Annotated in this window: 30 protein-coding genes; 20 read left to right on the top strand and 10 right to left on the bottom strand. The window is 42.0% G+C overall.

Annotated features, from left to right (window positions below; translation table 11 throughout):
• The first annotated feature begins 2 nt into the window (after nucleotides 1–2).
• The 3 genes from ACH0BF_RS11650 to ACH0BF_RS11640 are packed head-to-tail and all read left to right on the top strand — an operon-like array spanning nucleotide 3 to nucleotide 2,431.
• Nucleotides 3–953, top strand: coding sequence for a branched-chain amino acid ABC transporter permease (locus ACH0BF_RS11650; protein ID WP_120034570.1), 951 nt, complete (start codon nucleotides 3–5; stop codon nucleotides 951–953).
• Nucleotides 943–1,731, top strand: a complete 789-nt coding sequence (locus tag ACH0BF_RS11645; protein WP_120034568.1) for an ABC transporter ATP-binding protein — start codon at nucleotides 943–945, stop codon at nucleotides 1,729–1,731. The genes ACH0BF_RS11650 and ACH0BF_RS11645 overlap by 11 nt, the downstream gene beginning before the upstream one ends.
• On the top strand, nucleotides 1,724–2,431 hold the full coding sequence (locus ACH0BF_RS11640; RefSeq protein ID WP_120034566.1) for an ABC transporter ATP-binding protein: 708 nt from the start codon (nucleotides 1,724–1,726) through the stop codon (nucleotides 2,429–2,431). Before ACH0BF_RS11645 ends, ACH0BF_RS11640 begins: the two co-directional genes overlap by 8 nt.
• A 322-nt stretch (nucleotides 2,432–2,753) precedes the next feature.
• Here ACH0BF_RS11640 and ACH0BF_RS11635 read toward each other — a convergent pair whose 3' ends face one another.
• From ACH0BF_RS11635 to ACH0BF_RS11615, 5 genes are all read right to left on the bottom strand, one after another.
• Nucleotides 2,754–3,167 carry a MarR family winged helix-turn-helix transcriptional regulator gene (locus ACH0BF_RS11635; RefSeq protein ID WP_120034564.1) on the bottom strand — a complete coding sequence of 138 codons (414 nt, stop codon included), beginning with the start codon at nucleotides 3,165–3,167 and terminating at the stop codon, nucleotides 2,754–2,756.
• A 79-nt stretch (nucleotides 3,168–3,246) separates the two neighbouring features.
• Nucleotides 3,247–3,981: an SDR family NAD(P)-dependent oxidoreductase gene (locus ACH0BF_RS11630; protein ID WP_340852476.1), complete on the bottom strand. Its 735-nt coding sequence runs from the start codon at nucleotides 3,979–3,981 to the stop codon at nucleotides 3,247–3,249.
• A gap of 13 nt (nucleotides 3,982–3,994) precedes the next feature.
• Complete coding sequence (locus ACH0BF_RS11625) at nucleotides 3,995–4,744, bottom strand: SDR family NAD(P)-dependent oxidoreductase (RefSeq protein ID WP_406909413.1); 750 nt, start codon at nucleotides 4,742–4,744, stop codon at nucleotides 3,995–3,997.
• Between the two features lie 130 nt (nucleotides 4,745–4,874).
• Complete coding sequence (locus tag ACH0BF_RS11620; protein ID WP_120034558.1) at nucleotides 4,875–5,309, bottom strand: YndM family protein; 435 nt, start codon at nucleotides 5,307–5,309, stop codon at nucleotides 4,875–4,877.
• A 128-nt stretch (nucleotides 5,310–5,437) separates the two neighbouring features.
• Nucleotides 5,438–5,926: a spore coat protein gene (locus ACH0BF_RS11615; RefSeq protein WP_340852480.1), complete on the bottom strand. Its 489-nt coding sequence runs from the start codon at nucleotides 5,924–5,926 to the stop codon at nucleotides 5,438–5,440.
• Nucleotides 5,927–6,068: 142 nt separating this feature from the next.
• Between ACH0BF_RS11615 and ACH0BF_RS11610 the strand changes: the two genes are divergently transcribed.
• A complete protein-coding gene (locus ACH0BF_RS11610) occupies nucleotides 6,069–6,698 on the top strand; it encodes a spore coat protein (protein ID WP_120034554.1) in 630 nt (209 codons plus the stop codon).
• A 152-nt stretch (nucleotides 6,699–6,850) separates the two neighbouring features.
• Nucleotides 6,851–8,080: a DEAD/DEAH box helicase gene (locus tag ACH0BF_RS11605; RefSeq protein WP_120034552.1), complete on the top strand. Its 1,230-nt coding sequence runs from the start codon at nucleotides 6,851–6,853 to the stop codon at nucleotides 8,078–8,080.
• 43 nt (nucleotides 8,081–8,123) lie between these two features.
• Here ACH0BF_RS11605 and ACH0BF_RS11600 read toward each other — a convergent pair whose 3' ends face one another.
• Both ACH0BF_RS11600 and ACH0BF_RS11595 read right to left on the bottom strand, forming a co-directional pair.
• On the bottom strand, nucleotides 8,124–9,809 hold the full coding sequence (locus tag ACH0BF_RS11600; RefSeq protein ID WP_406909425.1) for an MMPL family transporter: 1,686 nt from the start codon (nucleotides 9,807–9,809) through the stop codon (nucleotides 8,124–8,126).
• A 112-nt stretch (nucleotides 9,810–9,921) separates the two neighbouring features.
• Entirely contained in the window at nucleotides 9,922–10,278 is a 357-nt protein-coding gene (locus ACH0BF_RS11595) for a hypothetical protein (protein ID WP_406909412.1), read from the bottom strand.
• A gap of 128 nt (nucleotides 10,279–10,406) precedes the next feature.
• On the opposite strand from ACH0BF_RS11595, the gene ACH0BF_RS11590 reads away from it, so the two are divergent.
• From ACH0BF_RS11590 to ACH0BF_RS11555, 8 genes are all read left to right on the top strand, one after another.
• Nucleotides 10,407–10,922 (top strand): DUF3231 family protein, encoded by a 516-nt coding sequence (locus ACH0BF_RS11590; protein WP_340852484.1) that lies wholly within the window; start codon nucleotides 10,407–10,409, stop codon nucleotides 10,920–10,922.
• 726 nt (nucleotides 10,923–11,648) lie between these two features.
• Complete coding sequence (locus ACH0BF_RS11585; RefSeq protein ID WP_120034546.1) at nucleotides 11,649–12,599, top strand: ABC transporter permease; 951 nt, start codon at nucleotides 11,649–11,651, stop codon at nucleotides 12,597–12,599.
• Nucleotides 12,592–13,542, top strand: coding sequence for an iron chelate uptake ABC transporter family permease subunit (locus ACH0BF_RS11580; protein WP_120034544.1), 951 nt, complete (start codon nucleotides 12,592–12,594; stop codon nucleotides 13,540–13,542). Before ACH0BF_RS11585 ends, ACH0BF_RS11580 begins: the two co-directional genes overlap by 8 nt.
• The gene (locus ACH0BF_RS11575; protein ID WP_120034542.1) at nucleotides 13,536–14,294 is read left to right on the top strand and encodes an iron ABC transporter ATP-binding protein; all 759 of its coding nucleotides are present in this window, start codon (nucleotides 13,536–13,538) and stop codon (nucleotides 14,292–14,294) included. Before ACH0BF_RS11580 ends, ACH0BF_RS11575 begins: the two co-directional genes overlap by 7 nt.
• Nucleotides 14,295–14,315: 21 nt before the next feature.
• Nucleotides 14,316–15,272 carry a siderophore ABC transporter substrate-binding protein gene (locus ACH0BF_RS11570; protein ID WP_340852486.1) on the top strand — a complete coding sequence of 319 codons (957 nt, stop codon included), beginning with the start codon at nucleotides 14,316–14,318 and terminating at the stop codon, nucleotides 15,270–15,272.
• Between the two features lie 132 nt (nucleotides 15,273–15,404).
• On the top strand, nucleotides 15,405–16,229 hold the full coding sequence (locus ACH0BF_RS11565; protein WP_120034538.1) for a manganese catalase: 825 nt from the start codon (nucleotides 15,405–15,407) through the stop codon (nucleotides 16,227–16,229).
• 28 nt (nucleotides 16,230–16,257) lie between these two features.
• The gene (locus ACH0BF_RS11560) at nucleotides 16,258–16,422 is read left to right on the top strand and encodes a DUF1540 domain-containing protein (RefSeq protein ID WP_120034536.1); all 165 of its coding nucleotides are present in this window, start codon (nucleotides 16,258–16,260) and stop codon (nucleotides 16,420–16,422) included.
• 129 nt (nucleotides 16,423–16,551) lie between these two features.
• Nucleotides 16,552–16,707: a DUF1540 domain-containing protein gene (locus tag ACH0BF_RS11555; RefSeq protein ID WP_120034534.1), complete on the top strand. Its 156-nt coding sequence runs from the start codon at nucleotides 16,552–16,554 to the stop codon at nucleotides 16,705–16,707.
• Between the two features lie 57 nt (nucleotides 16,708–16,764).
• Here ACH0BF_RS11555 and ACH0BF_RS11550 read toward each other — a convergent pair whose 3' ends face one another.
• The 3 genes from ACH0BF_RS11550 to ACH0BF_RS11540 form a co-directional block, all read right to left on the bottom strand.
• Nucleotides 16,765–18,216 carry a HAMP domain-containing sensor histidine kinase gene (locus tag ACH0BF_RS11550; RefSeq protein WP_340856336.1) on the bottom strand — a complete coding sequence of 484 codons (1,452 nt, stop codon included), beginning with the start codon at nucleotides 18,214–18,216 and terminating at the stop codon, nucleotides 16,765–16,767.
• Nucleotides 18,203–18,895: a response regulator transcription factor gene (locus ACH0BF_RS11545; RefSeq protein WP_340852489.1), complete on the bottom strand. Its 693-nt coding sequence runs from the start codon at nucleotides 18,893–18,895 to the stop codon at nucleotides 18,203–18,205. The genes ACH0BF_RS11550 and ACH0BF_RS11545 overlap by 14 nt, the downstream gene beginning before the upstream one ends.
• A gap of 125 nt (nucleotides 18,896–19,020) precedes the next feature.
• Nucleotides 19,021–19,383 carry a hypothetical protein gene (locus ACH0BF_RS11540; protein WP_120034530.1) on the bottom strand — a complete coding sequence of 121 codons (363 nt, stop codon included), beginning with the start codon at nucleotides 19,381–19,383 and terminating at the stop codon, nucleotides 19,021–19,023.
• A gap of 252 nt (nucleotides 19,384–19,635) precedes the next feature.
• On the opposite strand from ACH0BF_RS11540, the gene ACH0BF_RS11535 reads away from it, so the two are divergent.
• From ACH0BF_RS11535 to adhP, 7 genes are all read left to right on the top strand, one after another.
• On the top strand, nucleotides 19,636–20,697 hold the full coding sequence (locus ACH0BF_RS11535; protein ID WP_340852493.1) for an S-layer homology domain-containing protein: 1,062 nt from the start codon (nucleotides 19,636–19,638) through the stop codon (nucleotides 20,695–20,697).
• A gap of 180 nt (nucleotides 20,698–20,877) precedes the next feature.
• The gene (locus ACH0BF_RS11530) at nucleotides 20,878–21,027 is read left to right on the top strand and encodes a hypothetical protein (RefSeq protein ID WP_182917017.1); all 150 of its coding nucleotides are present in this window, start codon (nucleotides 20,878–20,880) and stop codon (nucleotides 21,025–21,027) included.
• A gap of 61 nt (nucleotides 21,028–21,088) precedes the next feature.
• Nucleotides 21,089–21,511 carry a GlcG/HbpS family heme-binding protein gene (locus ACH0BF_RS11525; protein ID WP_182917016.1) on the top strand — a complete coding sequence of 141 codons (423 nt, stop codon included), beginning with the start codon at nucleotides 21,089–21,091 and terminating at the stop codon, nucleotides 21,509–21,511.
• 35 nt (nucleotides 21,512–21,546) lie between these two features.
• Nucleotides 21,547–22,524 carry a S66 family peptidase gene (locus ACH0BF_RS11520; protein WP_340852495.1) on the top strand — a complete coding sequence of 326 codons (978 nt, stop codon included), beginning with the start codon at nucleotides 21,547–21,549 and terminating at the stop codon, nucleotides 22,522–22,524.
• Nucleotides 22,525–22,864: 340 nt separating this feature from the next.
• Nucleotides 22,865–23,599: a glucosamine-6-phosphate deaminase gene (nagB, locus tag ACH0BF_RS11515; protein WP_340852498.1), complete on the top strand. Its 735-nt coding sequence runs from the start codon at nucleotides 22,865–22,867 to the stop codon at nucleotides 23,597–23,599.
• Nucleotides 23,600–23,648: 49 nt separating this feature from the next.
• Nucleotides 23,649–23,807, top strand: a complete 159-nt coding sequence (locus ACH0BF_RS11510) for a hypothetical protein (RefSeq protein WP_340852499.1) — start codon at nucleotides 23,649–23,651, stop codon at nucleotides 23,805–23,807.
• 439 nt (nucleotides 23,808–24,246) lie between these two features.
• Nucleotides 24,247–25,257, top strand: a complete 1,011-nt coding sequence (gene adhP / locus ACH0BF_RS11505; RefSeq protein WP_340856338.1) for an alcohol dehydrogenase AdhP — start codon at nucleotides 24,247–24,249, stop codon at nucleotides 25,255–25,257.
• The last annotated feature ends 133 nt before the right edge of the window (nucleotides 25,258–25,390 follow it).

The following is a 25,390-nucleotide window of genomic DNA, read 5'->3' as shown; positions in this document are numbered from 1 at the left end:
AGATGAAAAAAGCTAAAGGGTTTTGGTTATTTATTATTCTCTCAATAGTGATTTATGGAGTCGTACAATTTTTAATTAATTCCGGATCATTAAATCCGTTCTATGCTAATACGTTAATATTTATAGCTATCAATATTATCTTAGCAGTCAGTCTGCATTTAGTTATAGGAATTACCGGTCAATTCTCGATCGGTCATGCCGGATTTCTGGCTGTAGGCGCTTACATTTCTGCTATCTTTACGATGAAATTGGAATTTCCTTTTGTGGCCGCATTAATTGTAGGCGGAATTGTCGCTGCTTTAGCAGGCTTAATGGTTGGAATTCCGAGCTTGCGTTTGAAAGGAGATTACCTGGCTATTGCTACATTGGGATTTGCAGAGATTATCCGGATTGTTTTTCTAAATATTGATTACGTTGGCGGGGCTGCAGGAATGCAGGTTTCCCACTTTACAGATTGGACATATACTTTTATTTGTCTTTTGATTACTATTGTCGTTATTGTGAACTTTACGAACTCACGGCATGGACGTGCCTGTATTGCCATTAGAGAAAATGAAATCGCGGCAGATGCAATGGGGATTAATACGACATACTATAAGGTCGTTGCTTTTGCTCTTGGCTCCTTTTTTGCTGGGATTGCCGGCGGGCTGTATGCTCATAACTTCTATATCATTCAGCCGACAAACTTTGGTTTTCTAAAGTCTTTTGATATCTTGATTTTTGTTGTTTTAGGTGGTCTCGGCAGTTTGTCGGGAGCTGTTATTTCAGCGATCTTATTAACGATTGTCTCTACTTTCCTGCAGGACTACCCGGAAACGCGCATGATTATTTATAGTCTTGTACTTGTCATTGTCATGTTATATCGCCCTCAAGGATTGATGGGAACAAAAGAGATTACGGATTACTTTGGCAAATGGACAAATGCGAAAGGAGGGGACTCATATGGCAAGTAAGCCGTTGCTACATGTCGAAGGTGCAGGCATTCAATTTGGCGGTTTAAAAGCTGTGTCAGGCATAAATATCGAAATTCATCAAGGGGAACTGATTGGGCTGATTGGGCCGAACGGCGCTGGAAAAACAACGACTTTCAACTTGCTCACAGGTGTATATGTGCCAACAGAAGGTGATATCTGGTTTGATGGAAAGCGCATTAATGGTTTGCTTCCTTATCAAATTACCCGTGGAGGGATTAGCCGCACCTTCCAAAATATTCGCCTCTTTAATGAGCTTTCTGTTCTTGATAACGTAAAAGTTGCCTATCACTCCCTTGCTAAGCATTCGATTTGGAGTTCCGTTTTACGTCTTCCCTCTTATTTTAGAGGAGAAAAAGAGATGGAAGAGAAATCAATCCAGTTTCTCAAAATTTTTAAACTAGATCATTTAAAAGATGAGGTCGCAAAAAATCTCCCTTATGGTCAACAGAGAAGGCTAGAAATTGCGAGAGCGCTGGCAGCCGGTCCGAAGCTGTTATTGCTTGATGAACCGGCCGCTGGGATGAATCCGCAAGAGACGGCAGAACTCATGGACTTAATTGCCTTTATTCGTAAAGAATTTAACTTGACTATTTTATTGATCGAACATGATATGAAGCTGGTAATGGGCATATGTGAACGGATTTATGTGCTGGATCACGGCCAGCTAATTGCTGAGGGCGAGCCAGAGGTTATCCGGAATCATCCGAAAGTTATTGAAGCGTATTTAGGTGAGGAGGTGGAGAGTGCCAATGCTTAAAGTGAATCAGATCAATGTCAACTATGGAAATATCCGGGCGTTAAAGGGAGTCTCCCTTGATGTAAATGAAGGAGAAATCGTTACTTTAATTGGTGCCAACGGAGCGGGGAAGAGTACATTGCTTAAAACGCTGTCCGGCTTGCTCAAGCCAAAAGAAGGAACGATTGAATATCTAGGGAAGTCAATCGCTGGAAAGCCTGCACAAACAATTGTTAAAGCTGGCATTTCCCATGTACCTGAAGGACGCCGAGTGTTTGCCAACATGACTGTAGAAGAAAATTTGGAGCTCGGTGCTTATTTAAGAAATGACTCGGCAGGCGTTCGTCAGGACTTTGAAAGGGTGTATGAGCTGTTCCCGCGACTCGAAGAGCGGAGAAAACAGTTATCCGGAACACTTTCCGGAGGAGAGCAGCAAATGCTGGCGATGGGCCGGGCTTTGATGGCTCGCCCGAAGCTCCTTTTACTGGATGAACCTTCTATGGGGCTGGCTCCGCTGCTTGTTCAAACGATCTTCCGTATTATTGAGGAGATTAACCGCGATGGCACAACCATTTTATTGGTTGAGCAAAATGCCCATATGGCTTTATCAATTGCTAGCCGGGCATACGTAGTGGAAACAGGACAGATAGTCATTTCTGGAACAGCAGAAGAACTGCAAGCAAGTGAAGAAGTAAAAATGGCCTATCTTGGCGGGCACTAACAATAAATTTCATCGCCCCTATTATTTGCAAAACCCCAGGCTGCTTCAGCTGGGGTTTTAATTGTGTAAAATACTCGTTTGGTAGAGGCTTTAAGATGCTATCAAAAAGGAAAGAAGGTCTAGTGGAAGAGGTGGAGTAAGAAAGGATAATTACATCAAGCAGCAAGTACAAAACCGCTTGGAAAATTGCTGCTGCTCTTGAAGTAAATCAGGCCACTGCTACTCGGAAGATTCGCAACAATTCAGAAGATTTTCTGAAACAGACATAGAAACAGGCTTGCTACATGAGCAAGCCTGTTTCTATGGAAAGAAAAAACGTCATTTAGCTATTCAGCTTCTCGTAAATTGCTAATAGTTGCTTGCGTTCTTCTGCTGTTAATTTTTCAAATAGCTGCTTTCGCAACTGTTGTCCTTCTTTGTACGCTTTCCTCAACATTTCATATCCGAGTTTTGTCAGGTCAAGATAAAGAATGCGCCTGTCGTTTTCATCGGCGAGCCGGACGGCAAGTTTTTTATTGATCAGCTTCTCAGATAGATGGGTTAAAGAAGGAGGCGTTAGACCAAGGGCCTTAGCAATGTCAGACGGACGGCTTTTGCCATGTTCGTTTAAGTGACTGAGTACGAGAATATGAGAAATGCCGAGATTTTCATTAAACGTTCTATTCCATTGGATAATCAGTTTATTTGTTACCTGGTCCATTGTGTGCAAAAGCTCAAAAATCGATTCTTGCTCCATAAAATCCCTGCTTTCTATCGTACTTTTTCTATCATATCATATTAAAAGAAAAAGCCCCTTTAAAAAAGGGGCAAGATGGTTATTGAGCGGAAAAGCCGCCATCAATGACGAGTTCTGCTCCGGTAATATAAGAAGACTCATCGGAAGCGAGGAATAGAACAGCATTTGCAATGTCTTCAGGTTGTCCTAAGCGCTGCAGCGGAGTAGCAGCTACCATTTGTTCGACATAGTCTTTTGTTGCTTCTAAGTTCTTTGTCATCGGTGTTTCAATAATCCCTGGAAATACGGCGTTTACGCGAATGCCCGCTCGGCCGTATTGAGTGGCTGCCGCTCTTGACATTGCCCGGACAGAGCCTTTAGAAGCGGAATATGGATTAAAGCCCATGCCAATCTGTGCTGTGAAAGAGGAGATATTGACAATTGCTCCTTTCTTCTGCTCCTTCATGTAAGGAACAACATGCTTAATGCCGAGGAAGGGGCCAAAGCCATTAATTGTCAGCATTTTTTGCCAATCATCAATGTTTACTTCTTCAACAGGCTTTTCTGAGGAAATGCCAGCATTGTTCACAAGAATATCGATTTTGCCGAAGCGCTCTTTTACCTCTTTTAATAGCTGCTGCCAGTCCTCTTCAGAGGCAACATTCAATTTCATGGCATGGATGTTGTCAAATTCGCTGATTTTCTCCAGTGCGGCCTCATTAATATCGGCAGCAATTACAGTTGCGCCTTCTTGGCTAAAAAGGTGCGCCATGCGTTCTCCCATGCCTGAAGCACCGCCTGTGATAATAGCTACTTTATTTTCTAATCGTTTCATCATTATTCCTCCATTAACGTAGTTTAATGGAACCACCATCAACCATAATTGTTTGTCCAGTAATATAATCTGCGTCATCGCTTGCTAAAAAGACAGCCGTCCGGCCAATATCTTGTTCTGGTTTACCAAGTCGGCGAAGAGGGATCTTTTGAAGCATCTCATCGTACGCTTCTTTATTATTCTCGCGCCAATACTCTACACCTGGCGTCAAGGCAATTGGTGAGATAAGGTTGACGTTGATGCCGTCTGGCCCCCATTCATTGGCAGCTACGCGCGAAATGGCGCGGATAGCCTCTTTGGCTGCCGCATAGGAAGTTTGGGTAACCTGCCCTTCAAGGCCTGCTCCGGAGGCAAAATTAATGACTTTACCTTGTGTTTTTTTAAGCTCAGGATAGCAGGCTTTCATGAAATTAAAAGTTGGATAAAAACCTGTGCCGAAAGAAAGGTCAAAGTGCTCCATGGTTGTTTCTGTAAAAGGAACATTTTTAGATGCGTGAGCATTGTTTACTAACACATCAATTCTACCGAAGTGATTAACGACTTCGCTTACAATGGTTTCAATGTTTTCTTGTACAGATATATCTTTAATAAAAAGAAGACCCTCATTTAATTGATTCACTTCTGTTAAAGTTTTTTTACCATTTTCTTCATTCACGTCAACGATGGCTACGTGAGCACCCTCTTTTGCCATTGCTAGTGCAATGCCACGGCCGATGCCACCTGCACCGCCAGTTACGATGGCTACTTTTCCTTCAAGTTTCATCAGTTTCCCTCATTTCGAAATATATTTAAACGTTTAAATATTTCACTCTTAAATAGTACCTGAAAATAAAACGATGGACAAGAAAATTGCTCATGAACAAGAAAAAACCAGGGCCTTTATGGCCGCTGGTTTATTTATCATCTTTATGGATGTCTGTTTCTTCTGCCATTTCAGTAGCTAGAGCAGGATTTTGCTGAATTTGACTTCTGTTTTGATCTTGTGTAAAAACGCGTCTCATCATATAAAAGTGGAAGAGAACTTCTGCAGCGGCAATCACCAGTGCTGTAGAGAAGCTAGCCCATCCAAGTGAAATATTTTCGTTAATAACGACGCTTCCGATCAGCCAAATACCGATATATGCTAAGCCAAAGTCAGCAACGGCTGCTGTCATATTTCCATAACGAGGTAAAACAAACAAATCGCCGATAATATAGGCAGCAATAGTTAAAAGAATACTTATGGTTAGGATTTCCCCGAAATCAACTCCGTAAAATACACCCATAATGATCCATACAGCTGCTGTTACTGCGACAAATTTGATCAATAGCGCTTTCGTATGTTCCATGCACTCACCCTCCTTATAAAGGTAGTGTGATTCTTAGCCAAAAAATTATTCTCTATGATCAATATCTATCCTAAAGAGAAAAAATAAAAAAACGGATTGCCTGTGTAAGACAATCCAGATAGTTATGCTTACATTTTTTGGGTCAACGCTTGATTAGCAAGGGCGACATCATTTTGCAATAATTTGTTTAAGTCGTATGAAGGATAATACCCCCTTTTATACATGTAGTTATAGATGGAAGTATGGGCTTGAATCGCGCCATTCAACTGTTTAACGAGCACGGTTCTTAAGGCGGGGGTAGCCGTTTCTGTAATAGCAATAGCTAGGTTTCGGACCGCTGTTTTAAGGAAGGCAAGAAGGTCCCCAGCATAAAATGGCAGTTCATCTGCTCTTGTTTCTTCTTCACGTCCGGGATGTGGCACCATTCTGTAAAATCGGAGCAATTCCTGAATATTACCGGTGAGACTATTAATGGTCTGCTGATAAATGGTTCTTAATTCTGGGTCTGTAATTTTCGGAAAGGTTTTCTTTAGCTTCATCAATCCGAGCGATTGAAATACAGTTAGTTCATGTAATTCCATTGTTTCATGCCAAGCTAAATGACGTTGTCTATTCATAAAAGATCTCCTCCTATTTAGTGCAGTCCCAGTATTATATGCGGCATTTATACTTCGGGAATTTGTCTGTTTTTGCTTGTATAAATCAAAATAAGCAGCTGTATACTAACGGCGTACCACTCAACTACAGGAGGGATTTACTTTGATGAATCAAAATGAACAGACTCATACGAACATGCATGCAGGTGCCGTTTCGCCACAAATGAATCACGGAGCTCACGAGGTGCTTGATGTTCATGAAGTCTTATCCGGTGCGGTAGGTACGATGAATGAATACATGATGCTTCGTTCTCACGTGAAAGATCAGGAGCTGCGCGATATTCTTGACCGTCAATACCAATTCATGCAACAGGAGTACAACACAACATTGGATTGCTTCCAGTCCGGTCAGGACCCGGCTGTGCCGACACAAAGTTATAAAATGAAGCAGGATAATGACTTCATCTACGGCTTAACACCAACCCAGCCGAAAAAACCAATGCAATCGACATCTGAAATTAACGATGCGTTTATTTCCGGTGCCATGCTGGGGTCCATGAAGTCAACGGCTTCCATGAAAACAATGGCTGCTCTGGAATCAACAAATCCGGTTGTACGCCGTGTGCTGGCTGATTCAATCCCGAACTGTATTGAGATGGCATACGAGTTGTCTATTTATCAAAATAAGCATCATTACTATCAGGTGCCGCAATTTCCGCAGCAGGATATGCAGCAGATGATGCAATCATATGCACCAGCAACAGGTGCACCAGGCAATATGTCGACTCATTAATTAGCAAGAGCGCCATCCCTATCACACGGGATGGCGCTTTAAATTGTGTATCTACCTATTTATCTTTAAAGACAATGGTGGTTTATTCACTAAAGAGAATCAATAAGCTCTATCTGCACTTTTTCTTCTTTTATGTATAATGGAAAAAAGAGGTGAAGAGTTTGAATCAATTTACAGATTTAGGAGTCAGCACAGTGTGGGCTGGAAAATTAAAAGAAAAGAATATCGAATCACCCACCCCCGTGCAAAAAGAAGCAATCCCACTTTTGTTAGAAGGAGAAGATGTGATTGCTCAAGCAAAAACAGGAACAGGCAAGACATTTGCTTTTCTATTGCCCTTGCTTGAAAAGATAAATATTCAAAAAGGTGAGATTCAAGGATTAATTGTCACGCCAACAAGAGAACTGGCCTTGCAAATAACGGAAGAATTGCGCGGATTGCTGACAGAAGAGAGCGGCGTACATATACTTGCTGCCTACGGTGGACAAGATGTGGAACAGCAGATTCGGCGGCTTAATGAGCAAGTGCATATTGTGATTGCTACGCCAGGAAGATTACTCGATCATATTCGCCGTGGAACGGTTGATTTAACAGACGTGTCGATGCTTGTGCTCGATGAGGCTGATCAAATGCTTCATATCGGTTTTTTAGATGAAGTGGAGGCTATCATTAGAGAGACACCTTTTACACGGCAAACGGCTTTATTTTCGGCAACCATGCCAAAAGATGTCCGTCAGCTGGCGAAGAGATATATGAGAAATCCACGCTCCGTTCATGTGAAGAGCAAAGAGGTAACGGTGGAACAGACGAAACAGTTTGTGATTGAAACGACCGACCGCCGTAAACAACAGGCACTGTGTGAAGTGATTGATGAGGCCCAACCTTTTTTAGGCATCATCTTCTGCCGGACAAAACGACGCGTCAGCAAGCTATGCGATGAGTTAAAGGCAAAAGGCTATAATATTGATGAATTGCATGGAGACTTGTCTCAGGCGAAAAGAGAAAGGGTCATGAAAAGATTTCGTGACGCTGAATTGCATTTGCTTGTGGCAACAGATGTGGCATCCCGCGGGTTGGATGTAGAAGGAGTTACCCACGTATTCAACTATGATATCCCGCATGATATGGAAAGTTATATCCACCGGATCGGGCGTACAGGAAGAGCCGGAGAAAAGGGAGAAGCCTATACGTTTGCTGCCTTGAAGGATAAAGACTTCCTTCGTCTTATTGAAAATGGACTGGGTCGGCCGCTTGAACGGAAAATCGTTGAGCAGGCTGCTCCGCCCGTGGATAATAAAAGAAATCAGAGGCCCATTGGTTCTTCTAAAAAGGATCGACCGTCAGCCAGACAACGGCAAGGGAGAAAAAATAGGCGTAAATAAAGGAAGGGGGTGACCGAGAAGTTTTTGGTCACCCTTTTTGTCTTTATACGTGCTCGTTTGGTTTCTTTGCCGCTTTCGCTCGAAACGGATACCACCAATTCCAATCGCCCAGCAGCTTCATTAAGCTTGGCACAAGGAGGAGGCGGATGATCGTCGCGTCAATCGCAATAGCAAGAGCTATGCCAATGCCAATTTGTTTTACAGGTACAACACCGGTAAAAGCAAACGCCCCGGTGATCACAATCATAATTAATGCAGCGGCAGTAATAACTCTACTCGTGCTGGCAAGTCCCTCCACGGTAGACTTAGTATTATCTCCTGTATTCAAGTAATATTCGCGAATCCGGGAAATTAAAAAGACTTCATAATCCATGCTTAAGCCAAAAACGAGACTAAAGACGAGCACCGGCAAAATTAACGAAATGTCCATTTCATGAAGTCCGAGATGCCCTCCCTGAAATAGCCAGACGAGAATGCCGAATGTGGAGGTAAGCCCAAGAACATTCATTAAGATAGCTTTAAGCGGAATAATGATTGAACGGAAGGCGAACATAAGAATGATAAATGTCGATGATAAAATAATCGCGAGAATAGGACCGATTTTATCAAAAATCTCATCATAAATTTCTTGATTGAACTTTGGCTGTCCACCGAATTGAATGTTTACTGGCCAGTCTTCTTCGCTCCACTCGCGGGCCAGCCTTTGGGCAGCGTCTGAATTTGCTTCCACATTCAAGTGGATGGGAATTAACAGCTTGTCCCCTCGAACAAACGGTTGGACAGCTGGTTCCAGCTTTGCTTTCATTTGCGGCTGCTCAAGAGCGGCTGCGACTTGCTGGGGTTCTGATAGTTTGCTGATCGAAAAGATTGACTCAGCTTCATTTACTTCCTTTTCAGAGAGGAAAGAGTCTATTAGTCCCTTCATTTGCTCCAGGCCAGCTTCATCTAGCCAACCATCCTTTCGTTCAGCAACAGCATAAAGGATACTTTTATTTCTTTGCATGAAGTCCCGTTCAATTTTCTCATAGGCTATTCGTGAGTCAAAGGTTTTCGGCAAGGAATCGGCTGTCGGTATGGATAGCTTCATATCCTGTACAGGCATAACACCGGCGATCAGAATGGCCGTTGCGGCGATGGTAATTAAGACCGGACGCTTCATTACCATAGAGGCAAATGCTCGCCAGCGGCCACTATTATCTTTGTCTGTCCGAAGAATGCGCCACTTATAAATTCGGTCGTCGAGAATGTATAAAAGGGCCGGTAGTAGTGTAAGTGATCCGAGCACAGCAATAGCAATGACGACCATGCCGCCAATAGCGACATTCTTAAAGATATCCACATCAATCAACATCATGGAACCGAGACCGATAAATACACAGACAGCTGAGAATAAAATGGAATGCCCTGCCGTGTTAATCGTTACGATTAAGGCTTCTGTTTTCGGCTGCTTCTGGAATTCTTCTTTATAGCGATTAATGAACAGGAGAGAGAAATCGATAGACAGGGCGAGGCCGACCATCGGTGCAATGTTTAAAATAAAAATCGCCAGCTCTACTTCTTTTCCAATAAAGGTAAGTAAGCCGAAACCAATAACAATAGTTATCCCTCCGACGATAAGTGGCAATATAGAAGCAGTAAGTGTACCAAATGAAAGCAAAAGAACGAGCAATGCAACAGGGAGGCCAATAAGTTCTGCCTGTTTTAAATCATCTTGACTCGCTTTATTAATATCTTCAGAAATAACAGGTCCTCCTGTTAAGGTGATGCCTTCTTTTTCTTTTACCTGCTTTTTATATCGCTAATAATGGCTGGCATTTCTGCTGTCTTGTCATCAATATGTATCATCGCATAAGCGGTATCTTTTTCATAAGTGACGTATTGTCTAACGGTGATTCAATCGCTGATGCAAGGCCTAACTTTTTTATTTCAGTCAGTGTATATCCAATTTTGTCTTCAAATGCTGCTTTTGATTCCTTTTTCTCTTTTTCAAACAGCACCATAATTGTTGATTCAGGGAAATCAAACGTATCAGTTAAGTCTTTCTGGACTTGCTCATACTCTCCGTCTGTCCGAAATCCATCACCCTCAAGCATGGAAGGAAGTTTAGTCGCAAAAACCCCCATGATAATCGCGGCAGCAAGCCACAAAAAAAGAATGACTTTATGGAAACGGACAAGAAAGGAAGGAATATTCCTCATAGCCATGTTCTCCTTTTTGTCTTAATCATACGGTATCGCGCTTTGTTATGGAATGAAAAAGAGTGAAGAAGGCCAAACTAGAGATGTGGATAAAACACAAAAATGAAAGATGTAGCCAGGAGGTTATTATGGGAATTTTAAGTGGAAACCCTAAGAACGAACCAATGCATTATGGAGAAGTAGTCGGTGTATGGACGGCCCTCATGAAAGCTAACGGAGCAATCGGAGTTCAACAGACATTGCTTAATCATGCGGGCGATGAAAAGTTGAGAGAGCTCATAGAAGAATCTATTCGGCAAGCACAGTCAGAAGCAGCACAGCTTGAGCCATTATTGAAAGAAAATGGGGTCGGACTTCCTGCAGGACCGATGGAACGCCCACAAGCAGATGTGAACAGCATTCCTCCTGGAGCCCGTTTTCAAGACCATGAAATTTCCACTATTATGTCAGGCAGTATTGCTGCTAGCTTAGTCGCTTGCAGTCAAATGATTAGCCAGTGTATCCGCGAGGATATTGCTGCAATGTTTTTACAATTTCACAATCAGAAAGCTGCTCTTGGTGGCCGTTTTCTTCAGTTAAATAAAGAGAATGGCTGGCTTATGCCGCCGCCGCTTCATCAAAGCGGACCAATTACAGAAGGTTAAATAAATCGGCTGTCTTATAGATGATTATTTCATCACTTTAAGACGGCCCTTTCTTTTACTGGGAAATATGTTAATTAGCTATTGACAATGAGAAGCATTATCATCTATCATTGTTAGTGAGAATGAGTATCAATACAAGCGTGAAAGGGGAGCAAGTGTATTTGCGATAATAGGCATTGAGGGATGAAAAGAGCGTTCACAAATTGACCATTTATTCCGAAAATAATGCTAACTTTACAACGGATTCTTGCATAAGCAAGTATAGTTTTGTAAAATATGAAGCGAAGAGCTGTCAAAGAAAAGTATGTTTGGGTGAGGAAGAATAAGTATCTTCTGGAGGAAGCGTTAGTCTATAGGCTGTGAAGGCCCCATCTCTAACTGACAATGTGCTTAAACATGGTTTTATTGAACATCAGGCCTATCCCAGCAACAAGTTAATCTATTTAACTAATGGCAGCAAGGACTGCTAGATAGACTATTTAGTAGATAAAAAGAGTTGGGGAGTTACTTGTACCTGAAGCATTGAACAAGATACGAGTAAGTTTAACGCGATTTAAAAACGATGATATAAATGAGTGCGCTCAATTATATGCTTGTTTAAATAAGCTTCTTCATCCGGTGAAGATTATTTTTTCGTTATTTGTTGATAATGAATTTCATTATCGTCATCCATTTAGCTGATAGCTTAAAAATTTCTGTTGCGGCAGTAAGATAAGGGACATGGTTATGAAAAAGAGATATTTAGTGATTGCGCTGATCATTCTATCGATTCTTTCTATATTTATCGGAGTCACACACATTTCTCCGCTACAATTGTTTAATTTAACAGATGACCAGGCGCAAATTGTTTGGAAAAGCCGGATTCCGCGGCTTGTAAGTATTATCATCGCTGGAGTGAGTTTAAGCATTAGCGGTTTGATCATGCAGCAGCTGAGCAGAAACAAATTTGTTTCACCAACCACTGCAGGAACATTAGATGCTGCACGACTTGGAATTTTAATTTCACTTATTTTATTTACAGCCGCAAGTCCGATTGAGAAAATGATTGTTGCTTTCATTTTTGCACTGGCTGGCACATTTCTGTTTATGAAAATCCTCGATAAAATTAAATTTAAAGACACGATTTTCATCCCGCTTGTCGGGTTAATGTTCGGGAATATTTTAACGTCGATTTCTACTTTCTTCGCTTATAAATACGACTTAATACAGAATATGGCTGCCTGGCTGCAAGGGGATTTCTCAATGGTCATCTCAGGACGCTACGAACTTCTTTATATTAGTATCCCGCTTTTAATTATTGCTTACATATATGCGGAACGCTTCACACTGGCTGGCATGGGAGAAGATTTTGCCATGAATCTCGGCTTGAATTATAAGCGTGTCGTTAATATCGGGCTCGTAATTGTTGCTTTATCTGCAACTCTGGTTGTTTTAACCGTCGGCATGATCCCGTTTTTAGGCCTAATTATTCCTAATATCGTATCGATTTATAGGGGAGACCATTTAAAGAAGAGTTTGTCACACACAGCGTTACTTGGAGCTGTTTTCGTCCTGTTTTGTGACATTATCGGCCGGGTGATCATTTATCCGTACGAAATTCCAATTGGGTTGACTGTCGGTGTCATTGGAAGCGGCATCTTTTTATATTTGCTGATGAGGAGAAAGGCTTATGAGTGATAAGAAAAAGTTACTTATCCTGTCGGCGGCCGCTGTCCTGTTGATTGTTGTTTTTATGTTTACCGGTCTCGGAAACAATTGGGATTATGCTTTGCCGAAAAGAGGACTAAAAATCTTTGCGATTGTTCTGACCGGAGCAGCTATCGCATTTTCTACATTAATTTTCCAAACGATCACAAATAACCGTATTTTAACGCCAAGCATTTTGGGCTTAGACTCGCTTTATATGCTGATTCAGACCGTTCTGATCTTTGCGTTCGGTTCCACCGATTTAACATGGATGAACAAACAAGTCAACTTTGTTGTCTCTGTTATCCTAATGGTGTTCTTTGCCGGTATTCTTTACAAAGTTTTATTTAAACGTGAAGGAGAAAATATTTATTTCCTTTTATTAGTTGGTTTAATATTTGGAACGTTTTTTCAAAGTTTCACCTCTTTCATGCAGGTACTGATTGACCCGAACGAATTCCAGATTATTCAAGATAGAATGTTCGCAAGCTTTAATAATGTTCAGACGGATGTTTTAACACTCGCTGTCATTGTCCTTGTCTTGACATCCCTTTATTTTATTCGCTTTATGAAGTATTTGGATGTTCTGGCGCTTGGAAAAGAACATGCTATCAATCTGGGAGTGGACTATGATTATACAGTCAAACGGCTGTTAGTCGTCGTTGCCATTCTAATTTCAGTATCCACTGCGCTAGTTGGCCCGATTACATTTTTAGGTCTGCTCGTTGTCAATGTTACTTACGAGATGTTCCGCACGTTCAGGCATTCCTACTTATTAGCTGGTTCTATCCTAATTAGTATTATTGCTCTCGTGGGCGGTCAGTTGATTGTGGAACGAGTATTCACTTTCAGCACGACATTGAGCGTTATTATTAACTTTGTTGGCGGTGTGTACTTTATTTACTTACTGTTAAAGGAGAATAAAAAATGGTAGAAGTTAAAGGTGTATCGAAACGATATGGAAGCAAAGCTGTCATTGATCAAGTCTCCGTCTCGATTCCAAAAGGAAGAATTACTTCTTTCATCGGACCAAACGGTGCAGGAAAGAGTACATTACTGTCGATGATTAGCCGGCTTATTACGAAGGATGAAGGCGAAATATTGATTGATGGTGAAAGCGTAAACCAGGCAAAGAGCAAAGAATTAGCGAAAAAAGTGGCAATTTTAAAGCAAACGAATCATTTAAATCTTCGATTGACGATTCGTGAGCTTGTTTCCTTCGGTCGCTTTCCCTACTCACAAGGCAATTTGTCGAGAGAGGATTGGAAGCATGTAGACGAAGCAATTCGCTATATGGAGCTCGAAGATATGCAAGATAAATATATTGACCAATTGAGCGGCGGTCAGCGTCAGCGGGCGTTCATCGCGATGGTTATCGCTCAGGATACAGAATATGTTTTATTAGATGAGCCGCTTAATAACCTCGATATGAAGCATTCTGTGCAAATTATGAAAGTATTGCGGCGACTAGTAAATGAACTAGGAAAAACGGTTGTTATCGTCATCCATGATATTAACTTTGCTTCCTGTTATTCCGATTATATCGTAGCCTTAAAAGACGGCAAAGTCGTTAAAGAAGGCACAGTGAATGAAATGATGGAGCGGAATGTGTTACGCAACATTTATGAAATTGATATGAAAATTGAAACAGTGAATAACGAAAAAATTTGTGTATATTTTAAGTAAAGGCAGAGGAGAAGAGAGATTATGTGGAAAAAGCTATCATTACTTATGATCACAGCGATGCTAGTCGCTATTATGGCTGCTTGCGGATCAAATGAGGACAAAGAAAAGAGCAGCAGTGAGCCGAAAAAAGAAACAGAAGAGGTAACAGTTAAGCATGAGCTTGGTGAAACGAAAGTAAAGAAAAACCCAGAAAAAGTAGTTGTCTTTGATTTCGGTTCCCTGGATACACTTGATAAGCTTGGTGTAGAAGTAACGGGGCTTCCTAAAGAAAATATTCCTAAATATTTGTCTAAGTATGAAGAGGATAAGTACGAGAATGTTGGAAGCTTAAAAGAACCAGACTTTGAAAAAGTAAACGAATTGTCTCCTGACTTGATCATTATTTCTGGCCGTCAAGCTGAATTGTATGATCAATTTGCTGAAATCGCTCCAACTATTTATTTAGCTGTTGACCCAGCTGACTTTATGAACTCATTTAAGAAAAATGCCACAACATTAGGTGAAGTTTTCGATAAAGAAGAGGAAGTAAAAACAGAATTGACGAAAGTAGAAGATGAAATTAGCAAGCTGAAAGAGCAAGCTTCAAAAGATAAGAAAAACGCTTTAGTCGTATTGGCTAACGATGGCAAAGTGAGTGCATATGGACCAGGTTCCCGTTTCGGTATCATTCACGACGTATTCGGTGTAACTCCGGTTGATAAAAATATTGAAGTATCTACTCACGGTCAAAGCATTTCTTTTGAGTACATTGTAGAGAAAAACCCTGACTACTTATTCGTAGTTGACCGCGGCGCTGTTGTTGCTGAAGGAGGCGGATCATCCGCTAAGCAAGTGATCGAAAATGATTTAGTGAAAAATACGAAGGCTTATAAAGATGGCCACATTGTTTATCTAGATCCTGGTTACTGGTACTTATCTGGCGGTGGATTAGAGTCTGTTTCTGCCATGGTGAAGGAAGTACAATCAGCATTAAAATAAGTGATTTAATTTTAACCTCCGGCTTGCCGGAGGTTATTTTTGTTTAAAAAAAGCCAAACGTGGAATAACATACTATCTTCATAAAGCCGGTTACAACCGGTGATTCAAATAAAATAGCAAAGGTGGTAGTTTATGTTTTTCCATAAGAAAGAACTTCAATTCCACGCAAAACCAGATAAGCCGGATCCGGTGTACGCCAAACAATTGCAAGAAATTCTTGGCGGGCAGTTCGGCGAAATTTCAGTTGCTATGCAATATTTATTTCAAGGATGGAATACGAGAGGGAACGAGAAGTATAAAGACCTCATTTTAGATACAGGAACAGAAGAAATTGGCCATGTGGAAATGATTGCCACCATGATTGCACGCCTGCTTGATAAGGCGCCGGTGAATGAGCAGGAAAATGCAGCTAAAGATCCGGTTATTGGTGCGATTATGGGTGGGATGAATCCGCATCACGCTATCGTATCTGGACTGGGTGCCACGCCGGAAAGCAGTACCGGTGTTCCTTGGAATGCTGGATATATCGTAGCAAGTGGCAACTTATTAGCGGATTTCCGTGCGAATTTAAACGCCGAGTCTCAGGGAAGATTGCAGGTGGCTCGTCTGTATGAAATGACAGATGACCGCGGTGTTAAGGATATGTTATCATTCCTGCTGGCACGTGATACCATGCATCAAAATCAATGGATTGCAGCCATTAAAGAATTAGAGGAGAAAGAAGGAGTCATCGTTCCTTCTACTGTGCCTGCTGAATATGAAGCAACAGAGTTTTCACATAAACTGTACAACTTTTCAGAAGGGGAAGACAGTGTAAAAGGCAGCTGGGCTGAAGGAACCGCACCGGACGGAAAAAAATTCGAATATGAGGAAATGCCGGTCATCTACGGGGAAAAACCGATGCTAGCGCCAGCTCCCCCGTATATGCACAGCACTCCGCCACACGACCCACAATAAATCAACTATTTAAAAGGAGGAAACTACTTTGAATAAAGATGTATTAGAGGGCGTACTCTGTGAAGTGAACAACTGTGTTTATTGGGAAGAAGGCAATCGATGCTCTGCTAATGAAATTCTTGTGACCAGTCACCGGGGCCATCGAGCATCCAATGTAGAAGAAACAGATTGCCAAACATTTAAGAGAGAGTAAAGATACTTTTCAAAAAAGGCTTGCCACCAATGGCAAGCCTTTTTTGATTCGGATCAGAGAGCAAGACCAAAATAAGGAGGGAATGAGCTTATCCTTTTTGCTAAATATATAAGGAAGGGGGTGTGAACATTGGCGAAAGACGTACTTTGTGAAGTAAACAACTGTACTTATTGGGCGAAAGGAAACGAATGTACAGCAGATCGAATTTATGTGGTTAGCCATAAAGGGAATCAGGCCACTAACACAAAAGAGACTGATTGTAAGACATTTGAACCGGAAGTATAACAAAAAAGGCTGACTCGAAAAAAGAGTCAGCCTTTACAATCTGGATTTACTGTTTTATTAGCCAAAGGAGGACTTGCCAAACGATTCTTCTGATAACGGCAGGGAAATTCGAAAAGTCGTTCCTGCAGGTGAACTCTCTTTTAACAGGAGGTCACCTTTTAATGCTTGGGCTAGCAGTTTACTGTAAGGAAGGCCAAGCCCCAAACCGCGCACTTTGTATTTTTTTTGTTCGCCGCGATAAAAGCGCTCGAAGATCAATGGCTGTTCAGCTAGAGGAATGCCGCTGCCATTGTCCTTCACTTCAATAGAGAGAAGGCCGCCTTCTTGTTCTGATAATATAACTTCAATTTTCCCATCCGAATCTACAGCATGGCGCGCATTATTTAATAAGTTAACGATGATTTGCTGAAGCCGAACGGCATCCGTTGAAATATATCGATCATGTGGCAGGGGAGACAGTGACACTGTAATTTCCTCGGTCTCCTGGCCCAAGTGCCATTGATGAACGATTTCAGAAATCAGCTCATTTACTGAATGCTTTTCCACTGCCACAGGCAGGGCTTTTGCTGAAAATGAATTGAAATCAAGCAAATCATTGACCATTTTTTGCATTTTCGTTGTCTCTTTTAAGGAGATATCAATGAAGTTTTGTGCTTCTTCGCCTGTCACCACTTCATCTTTTACAGCTTGTAGGAGTCCGCTGATTGAAGTGACAGGTGTTTTTAGCTCATGGGTAACACCGGCCAGCAGTTCAGCACGCAAGGATTCTAGCTGCTGAAGCTTTTGGGCCATCTCCTTAAATGAGTGAACGAGATCGTATACCTCCTGTTCTTTAATTTGTTCCGGCAGGCGAACTTGGTAGTTTCCCTCCTGAATTTGTTTTGCCGCTTTTGCCACCTGGCTGATTGGAGTAGCGAGCCGGCGAGAGAGAATATAAATGGCAGCCCAGCCAAACAAGCCAAGACTGATAATCAGACCGGTGAGAAGACGGTATTCCTCTGTCACATTTTCCAGTTCATTCTCTGGCTGCAGCATGACGACCCAACCGAATATAATGTCATCTACCTTAATCGGCTTTTTAATCATCCATGTACGTGAGCCATTAGCCAATTCAGGAGAAAGTTTCAACACGTCTCCTTTCTTTTCCAATAGAGAAGCTGCAAAGGAACTTGTTTTAATGCCGGAGGTTTGCTGATTAGCCGAGAGTACTCGTCCTTTTGGGTCTGTAATATAGATAGCTGGCGGATGTTCAGATTGCAAAAAGAGCTCCCGGCTCTTCAACATGTCTTCATCAATAGTGGGAGAGACACTTTTTTCCTCTTGGCTGCCGGCAATTCGGTTTGCTAACTCCTCTGCAATAAATTCTGACACTTCCAGCCGATTGTTAAGCATCGTATGCTGCAGCCAAATAACTGTAAGCATGGCGGCAATTAAAAGACCGAGGCAAAGAGCAGCAACATAACGCGTTGTCCAATAACGCAGCAAAGAAACTCTTCTAGTTGTTTTCATGAACACAAAATTGATACCCCAATCCCCGTAAGGTTTTAATTTCTCCTTCTGTCTCCGGCCAATTTTTTAAGGCTTTGCGGAGTCTTTTGATCGACAAGTCCACAGCGCGATCACTGCCGTCATAATCATGTCCCCACACATGCTCGATCAGCTGTTCCCGTGTAAAGGTTCGATTTGGCTGGGAGGCAAGAAACAGCAAGACCGATAAATCACGTGGTGTTAATGATAAATCAATTCCTTTTAATGTGACTCGATGGGCCGCACTATCAATGGTTAAGCTGCCATAATGCTTGAGAGTCGAAGTCAGGGGTTCGTTGATTGATCGTCTCAGAACCGCCCGCACTCGAGCTACCACTTCTTCTCCATTGAATGGCTTTGTAATATAATCATCTGCACCATTATTTAATCCATCTAGCCGATAGGTTACATCCCCAAGAGCTGTCAGCATAATGATTGGACAGGCACTTGTTTGACGAATCTCTTTAAGAACGGTCCAGCCGTCTGCCTTGGGCATCATGACATCTAACAGCACAAGATCAGGCGGCTCGGAATAGAATAAATCAATCGCTTGTCGTCCGTCGAAAGCTTGGATCACATGAAAGCCGGCCTTGACTAGATAAGCTTTTAATACTTGGCTGATAGCCAATTCATCCTCTGCAAGCAGTACAGAAGCAGTCATCTCACTTCACCTCAGCTCATTTGATTACTGGTGTATGTTCGTTAAACAAATAGCTTACATTTTTAATCATTATAATTAAAAAGCAAATAAGCTGCCAAATTGACAGCTTAAAGAAAGAATCTCATTTAGCGCTTTTCATGTAACGATAGCTGAGCTATGCGAACTTCGCTCTTAAGGGTTTGAACGTCTTTATTCGACGTATCAATGCCTAGCGCAGCAGCCTGCTGTTTTATTTTTTCTTCCCTTACTTCCTTAGCAAGTGTTTCTATATCTTTATCTTCAACGTTGATCCCGAATGTTTGCGCCTGTTCACGAATGACATCAGAAAAATCTCTGATCGGCTTAATCTGCTGGCCGTCCCGATATTTATAAGACGTCACTTCCGCATTTGTTGTGGCAGGGCCTGCTGCTGTCATGGAAGGAGCCGATCCTAAAATCCCAATTGAGAGCGCACCGCTCATCACGTACGACATCGTTCTCTTTTTCATCTATCTATTCCTCCTATGTACAGAAAGACTTCAATAACGATTTGATAATTTTAATGTAAGGGATGAATGTGTCAACAACATGTCAAATGAAAAAATTCTATGTTTATTTTGTTTTTATTAAGAGAAAAGTAGTTTTATAACGTACTTTTTTAATATGGATAATAGGTCAATCAGGCGATGAGATGAACGGGAGAAATTGATATAATAGGCCGGATGAAAAGCAAATCACTTATTTAGCAGAGGTGTAAACTTATGAAACTATCAAAAAAAATGGGAACAGCCGCCGCCGCATTGATTCTTTCGGGCAGTATTTGGGCATCTCCTGCAGATGCAGCCAATCCTTTTAGTGATATTCCCAGCGGATATTGGGCATACCCGCAAATCGAAAAAATGGCTAATGAGGGAATCATCACTGGATTCAAAGATGGGACCTTTCGAGCAGGTGAACCGGTAACTCGGGCACAGAGTGCCATTTTCATTGGACGGGCGCTTCAGATTAAGCCAGGACAATCCAGCACAACAAGTTTTCAGGATATTTCACCTTCTGGAACAGCTGCTTATCCTTATATTACTGCTCTCACACAACGGGGCGTATTTTCTAAATCAGAGAGCTTCTATCCAAATCGCACGCTTACAAGAGCAGAGTTAGCAAAAATTATGGTAACAGCATTTAATTTACCTAGGGCTAAAGGTCCGAATTTTACCGATGTGCCGGAGGGCCATTGGGCAGCTGAGTATATTGGAACTCTTGCAGGAGCAGGAATTACTTCTGGAACATCAGCTACTACCTTCTCACCGGACGGGAAAGTAACGAGAGGACAGCTTGCTGTCTTTATTAGTAATGTTCTGAAGCATCATCAGCCGAATGATCAAAATGAGGAACTGACGAATCCGCAGCCGCTCGATCATCAGTCAGTTACGGGTACTCATTCTGAAATCGCAAAGCAAATTTTAGGGCTTGTCAACCAAGAACGAGCGAAAGCAGGAGTAGGATCGTTGCAGTATGCCAATGATGTGGCGAAGGTAGCCCAGCTAAAATCAGAAGACATGGTGAAAAACAACTATTTTGACCATACTTCTCCCACATATGGAAGTCCATTCGAAATGATGGATCAATTCAGCATTAACTACACATTTGCCGGGGAAAATATTGCTGCTGGTTACAGTACAGCAGAAGCCGTTATGGAAGGCTGGATGAACAGTCCCGGCCATCGCGCCAACATTTTAAATCCCAATTACAAAGAAATGGGAATTGGGATTGCCAAGGGCGGCGATTATGGAATTTATTACACTCAGATGTTCGTAAAGCGATAAACATCACAATTTTCATTACGGCAAGGAGGAGCTGAACAGATGGACTGTTCAGCTCCTCCTGCTGCAATTGTTACACAAAAGGAAATAATTTGCTTTTCTCTTGGAAGATTAGCAATTTTATAGTATGATAAATTTGTTTTATGAGAAAGAAATCTATTGGACAATCGAGGTAAAAGAAGGATGAAAGTGCAAGAACAGAAACAGTTATTGTTGCTCATGCAGGAAGCTTATGAAGAAGCTTATCGGGATGACAGTAAGGTTGAAAAAGTTATGCACATAATTAAAGAAAGAATGCAGGAAATGTACAAGGAAAACGTACATAGTAGGTAAAAGGCGGCCAATGTGCCGTCTTTTCTTAATTTTTTATTGATAGGGAAAGGGGATGGAAGATATGGGAATGTTTATTGAACAAAAAACAATTTCGAGCGATCTGGCTGAGCGGATGGTGGAGGCCGCCAAGGAAAAAGCAAGAGAGCTTGGCATTGCTATTAACGTAGCGATTATGGATGCAGGAGGCAATTTATTAGCTTTTTCTAGAATGGATCGGGCGCCGCTATTAAGTATTGAAATCGCCCAGGATAAAGCCTATACAGCTGCTGCATTTGGCCGGCCTACGCATGAATGGTATGATGTAATTAAAGACAAGCCGTCTTTAAAAACCGGTATTGTTCATACAAAGCGGCTTACCGTGTTCGGCGGCGGCTATCCTGTACGTTGTGGAGAAGATCTAGCAGGCGGAATTGGAGTAAGCGGCGGTTCGACCGAGCAAGATCAAGCTTGCTGTGAAGCGGCACTTGGCTTGATAACTGAGTAAAAAAGAACATGGCAACAAATATGGAGGGAAGAAAAATGCAGCCACCGCGTTTACAGCCCGGAGATGAAATTCGGGTGATTGCTCCATCAATGAGCATGGCGATTGTAAAAGGAAAGCAGGTAGAGCTGGCCAAAGAACGACTCGAACAATTAGGTTTTCGCGTTACCTTTGGCCGCCATGTTGATGAGCATGACCTTGTATTTTCTACATCGGTTGAAAATAGAATAGAAGACTTGCATGAAGCATTTCGCGATCCGGCCGTAAAAGCGATTTTTACGGCAATCGGAGGATACAATGCGAACCAACTCCTTGCCCACATTGATTATGAGCTCATTAGAAACAATCCTAAAATCCTCATCGGGTATAGCGATATTACAGCACTTCAGCTGGCCATCTATAGAAAAACCGGTTTAATTACCTATTCTGGACCCCATTTTTCTACGTTTGGCATGAAGTATATGGCAGATTACACCATTCAAGGCATGCTGACTGCTTTAACGAATGATGCGCCCTTCGAATTAGAAACTCCTGAAACATGGAGTGACGATAAATGGTACTTGGAACAAGAAGACCGTACATATTATCCAAATGAAGGACCTGTTATTATCACAGAAGGGCGAGCAGAGGGACGGCTAATTGGCGGTAATCTTTGCACGTTGAATTTGCTGCAAGGAACAGAGTTTATGCCTTCTTTAAAAGGAGCAGTATTGTTTATTGAAGATGATAATGAAACTCATTTAATGAAGTTTGACCGCGATCTGCAGTCAATCCTTCATTTACCTGAAGCGAAGGAATTGAAAGCTGTGTTGATTGGGCGTTTTCAAAAAGAGTCCGATGTGACCGAATCTGCCCTCATTTCGCTGCTGAAAAATAAGCCGGAACTTGCTGGAATTCCTGTATTGCTGAATGTTAGTTTTGGTCATACAGACCCAATGGCTACATTGCCAATTGGTGGACAAGCGGAGATTACGGCACAAAATGGCAAGGCTGAAATTATTATTTACGGAGCGTAAGTTATATACAATGGTGTGAAAGAGCCTGTTGTGGAGACATTTATCACAGCAGGCTCTTTGACTATGCCTGATTAAGCTCCTCCGGGATGCGACGATTTCCTCGCTCCCATCGCTATTGTTAGTTTGCGCGGCCAATGCTTTAGAGAATATCAAAGCAAAATAATGCAATTTTATACTCGGTGAGAGAAGCGGTTTATCTACCTTTTATAGTTGAAGGGTGATGTATTAAGTTAAAAAGGCGCTGAAGCGATAGCTTATTTGTCAGGGATATGGTAAAAATAAATAAAACGATGTATAGAGCCATCGTTTTATTTTTATATTTTTAAAGGAGTACCATGTTATGAACATAATCAAAGTAAAAGATTACCGAGAACTAAGTGAAACAGCTGCCAGGATTGTATTAAAAAAAGTAAAACAAAATCCGCAAATGGTATTAGGGCTTGCTACAGGAGGAACCCCTGAAGGAATGTATGAGCGATTAGTGGCTGATCATCGTACAGCCGGAACAAGCTATAAACATATTACAACATTTAACCTTGATGAATATGCCGGTCTGCCACGGACAGACCGAAATAGCTACTATACGTATATGAAGCACCAATTGTTTGATCATATTGATATACCGGAGGAAAATATCCATTTGCCGAATGGAGAAGCGAAGGACTTACAGGAGGAATGTCTTCAGTACGAGCAGTCAATTAGAGAAGCAGGGGATATTGATTTGCAGATGCTCGGTATCGGAGGAAATGGGCATATCGGTTTTAATGAACCAGGTACTCCTTTCCATTCAATCACTCATGTGGTAACGCTTGATGAATCCACAAGAAAAGCAAATGCCCGTTATTTCTCTAGTCTAGCTGAGGTGCCAACACAGGCACTTACTATGGGCATTCAAACAATCATGCGCGCGAAAGAAATTGTATTGCTCGTTTCAGGAGAATCAAAAGCAGAGGCAATGGTTCAACTGCTGACAGAGGAAGCGAACGAGAGCTTTCCGGCCTCGGCTTTGCTGGCACATCCGAATGTAACAGTGGTCGTTGATGAAGAGGCATTAAAAAAAGTAGACAAACAGTAACATTCATTACTTGATTAAATGATTGAAGGGAAAGGGAGTTAATATAGGGGTGACGTTAATAAAGGGGCAAAAGTTAGACATAACTAAAAATAACCCAGGGGTCAACAAAGTATTGATTGGATGGGACTGGGATGGGAATTTTCGAATGGATGTAGGGCCGATTATTAAATGTAAAGAGGAAGAAGACTGCGATAAGTATTTTGGATAATTAGGGTAACAAAAGAGAAGACAGTTCTGCCATAACGATGGTGGGACTGTTTTTTGATGGGGCCCGTTAGAGTTAGACTGGATTGTTAAGTTTTGCTGCAATCAAATGCTTTCCACACGAGGTAAATGAGCTTCTGTGGGTTCGGTTTTTCCAGGACTGGCTGCTCCCGCTATAATCACTAGGGAAAAAATAACATTCATCTTTAACCAAGCCTTTTGAGTAAGGATAATAGCAGCCGTTTTTTTGTCAAAGCATAGCCGTAAAAACGGCCCAAAGAGACAAAAATACGGCTTTTTTTATAAAATAAGCGGCAAAAACAACGATTTTTAGCTGGCATGTTCCTTGCAACAATAAAACTGAATAATCAGACAAAGGGGGATTTTTCATGAAAGAAACAGTCGTAGAAGAAGTTAAAAAGGTGGACAAAGGGACAAGTGTTATGAAAGCTGCTGTGGTCAATGAATTTAAACAAGATTTAGAAGTGAAAACTGTATCAAAGCCTAAGCCGGGGCCTGGAGAAGCACTCGTAAAAATGGAGGCGTGCGGCGTGTGCCATACAGATTTGCATGCAGCTCATGGTGACTGGCCGGTAAAACCAAAGCTGCCGCTTATTCCCGGACATGAAGGAGTGGGTGTAGTCGAAGCGGTTGGTGAAGGGGTCACGACTTTAAAAGTGGGAGACCGCGTAGGGATCCCTTGGCTGTATTCTGCTTGCGGTGAATGCGAGTATTGCTTGAAAGGGCAAGAGACTCTTTGTCCGAATCAAGAGAATGGAGGCTATTCTGTTGATGGAGGCTACGCGGAATACTGTCTGGCTGCAGCAGATTATGTGGCGAAGATACCGGATGAGCTCGACTCAGTGGCAGCGGCCCCTATCTTATGCGCAGGAGTAACCACATACAAAGCACTTAAAGTATCAGGAGCTAAGCCGGGAGACTGGGTAGCGATCTATGGTATTGGCGGTCTGGGCCATATTGCTCTTCAGTATGCGAAGGCAATGGGATTTAACGTAGTGGCGGTAGATATTGCAGATGAGAAGCTGGTACTCGCCAAAGAATTAGGCGCAGATGAAACAGTAAATGGCATGAAAGAAAATCCAGTCGAAGCGATTCAAAACCGTGTAGGCGGCGTTCAGGCAGCTGTCAGCGTAGCGGTAACAAAAAGAGCGTTTGAGCAAGCTTATCAATCTGTAAAACGCGGCGGTACGCTTGTTGTTGTCGGTCTTCCAAATGATGAACTGCCAATTCCGATCTTTGACACAGTTTTAAATGGCGTGTCAGTAAAAGGATCGATTGTTGGTACTCGCATGGATATGAAAGAAGCACTGGACTTTGCTGCAAGAGGAAAAGTAAAAGCGCAAATTGAAACCGCTCCGCTCGATCAAATCAATGAAGTGTTTGAAAAGATGGTCCAAGGAAAAATCAATGGGCGTATTGTCTTGACGATGTAAGATTTAAGAGAAAAGTAGTTTTACAATAGATGACTGTAAATCGCGATAGGGGGAGCCGCAATGATTTATGCAAATCCAGGCCAGGAAGGGTCAAAAGTAACCTTTAAGAAACGATATGAAAATTTTATTAATG

The organism is Pseudobacillus sp. 179-B 2D1 NHS, assembly GCF_045370945.1.
Taxonomy (GTDB): Bacteria; Bacillota; Bacilli; order Bacillales; family Domibacillaceae; genus Pseudobacillus.
Note: the sequence above shows the minus strand (reverse complement) of the source record. Positions and strands in the feature narration are given on the sequence as shown.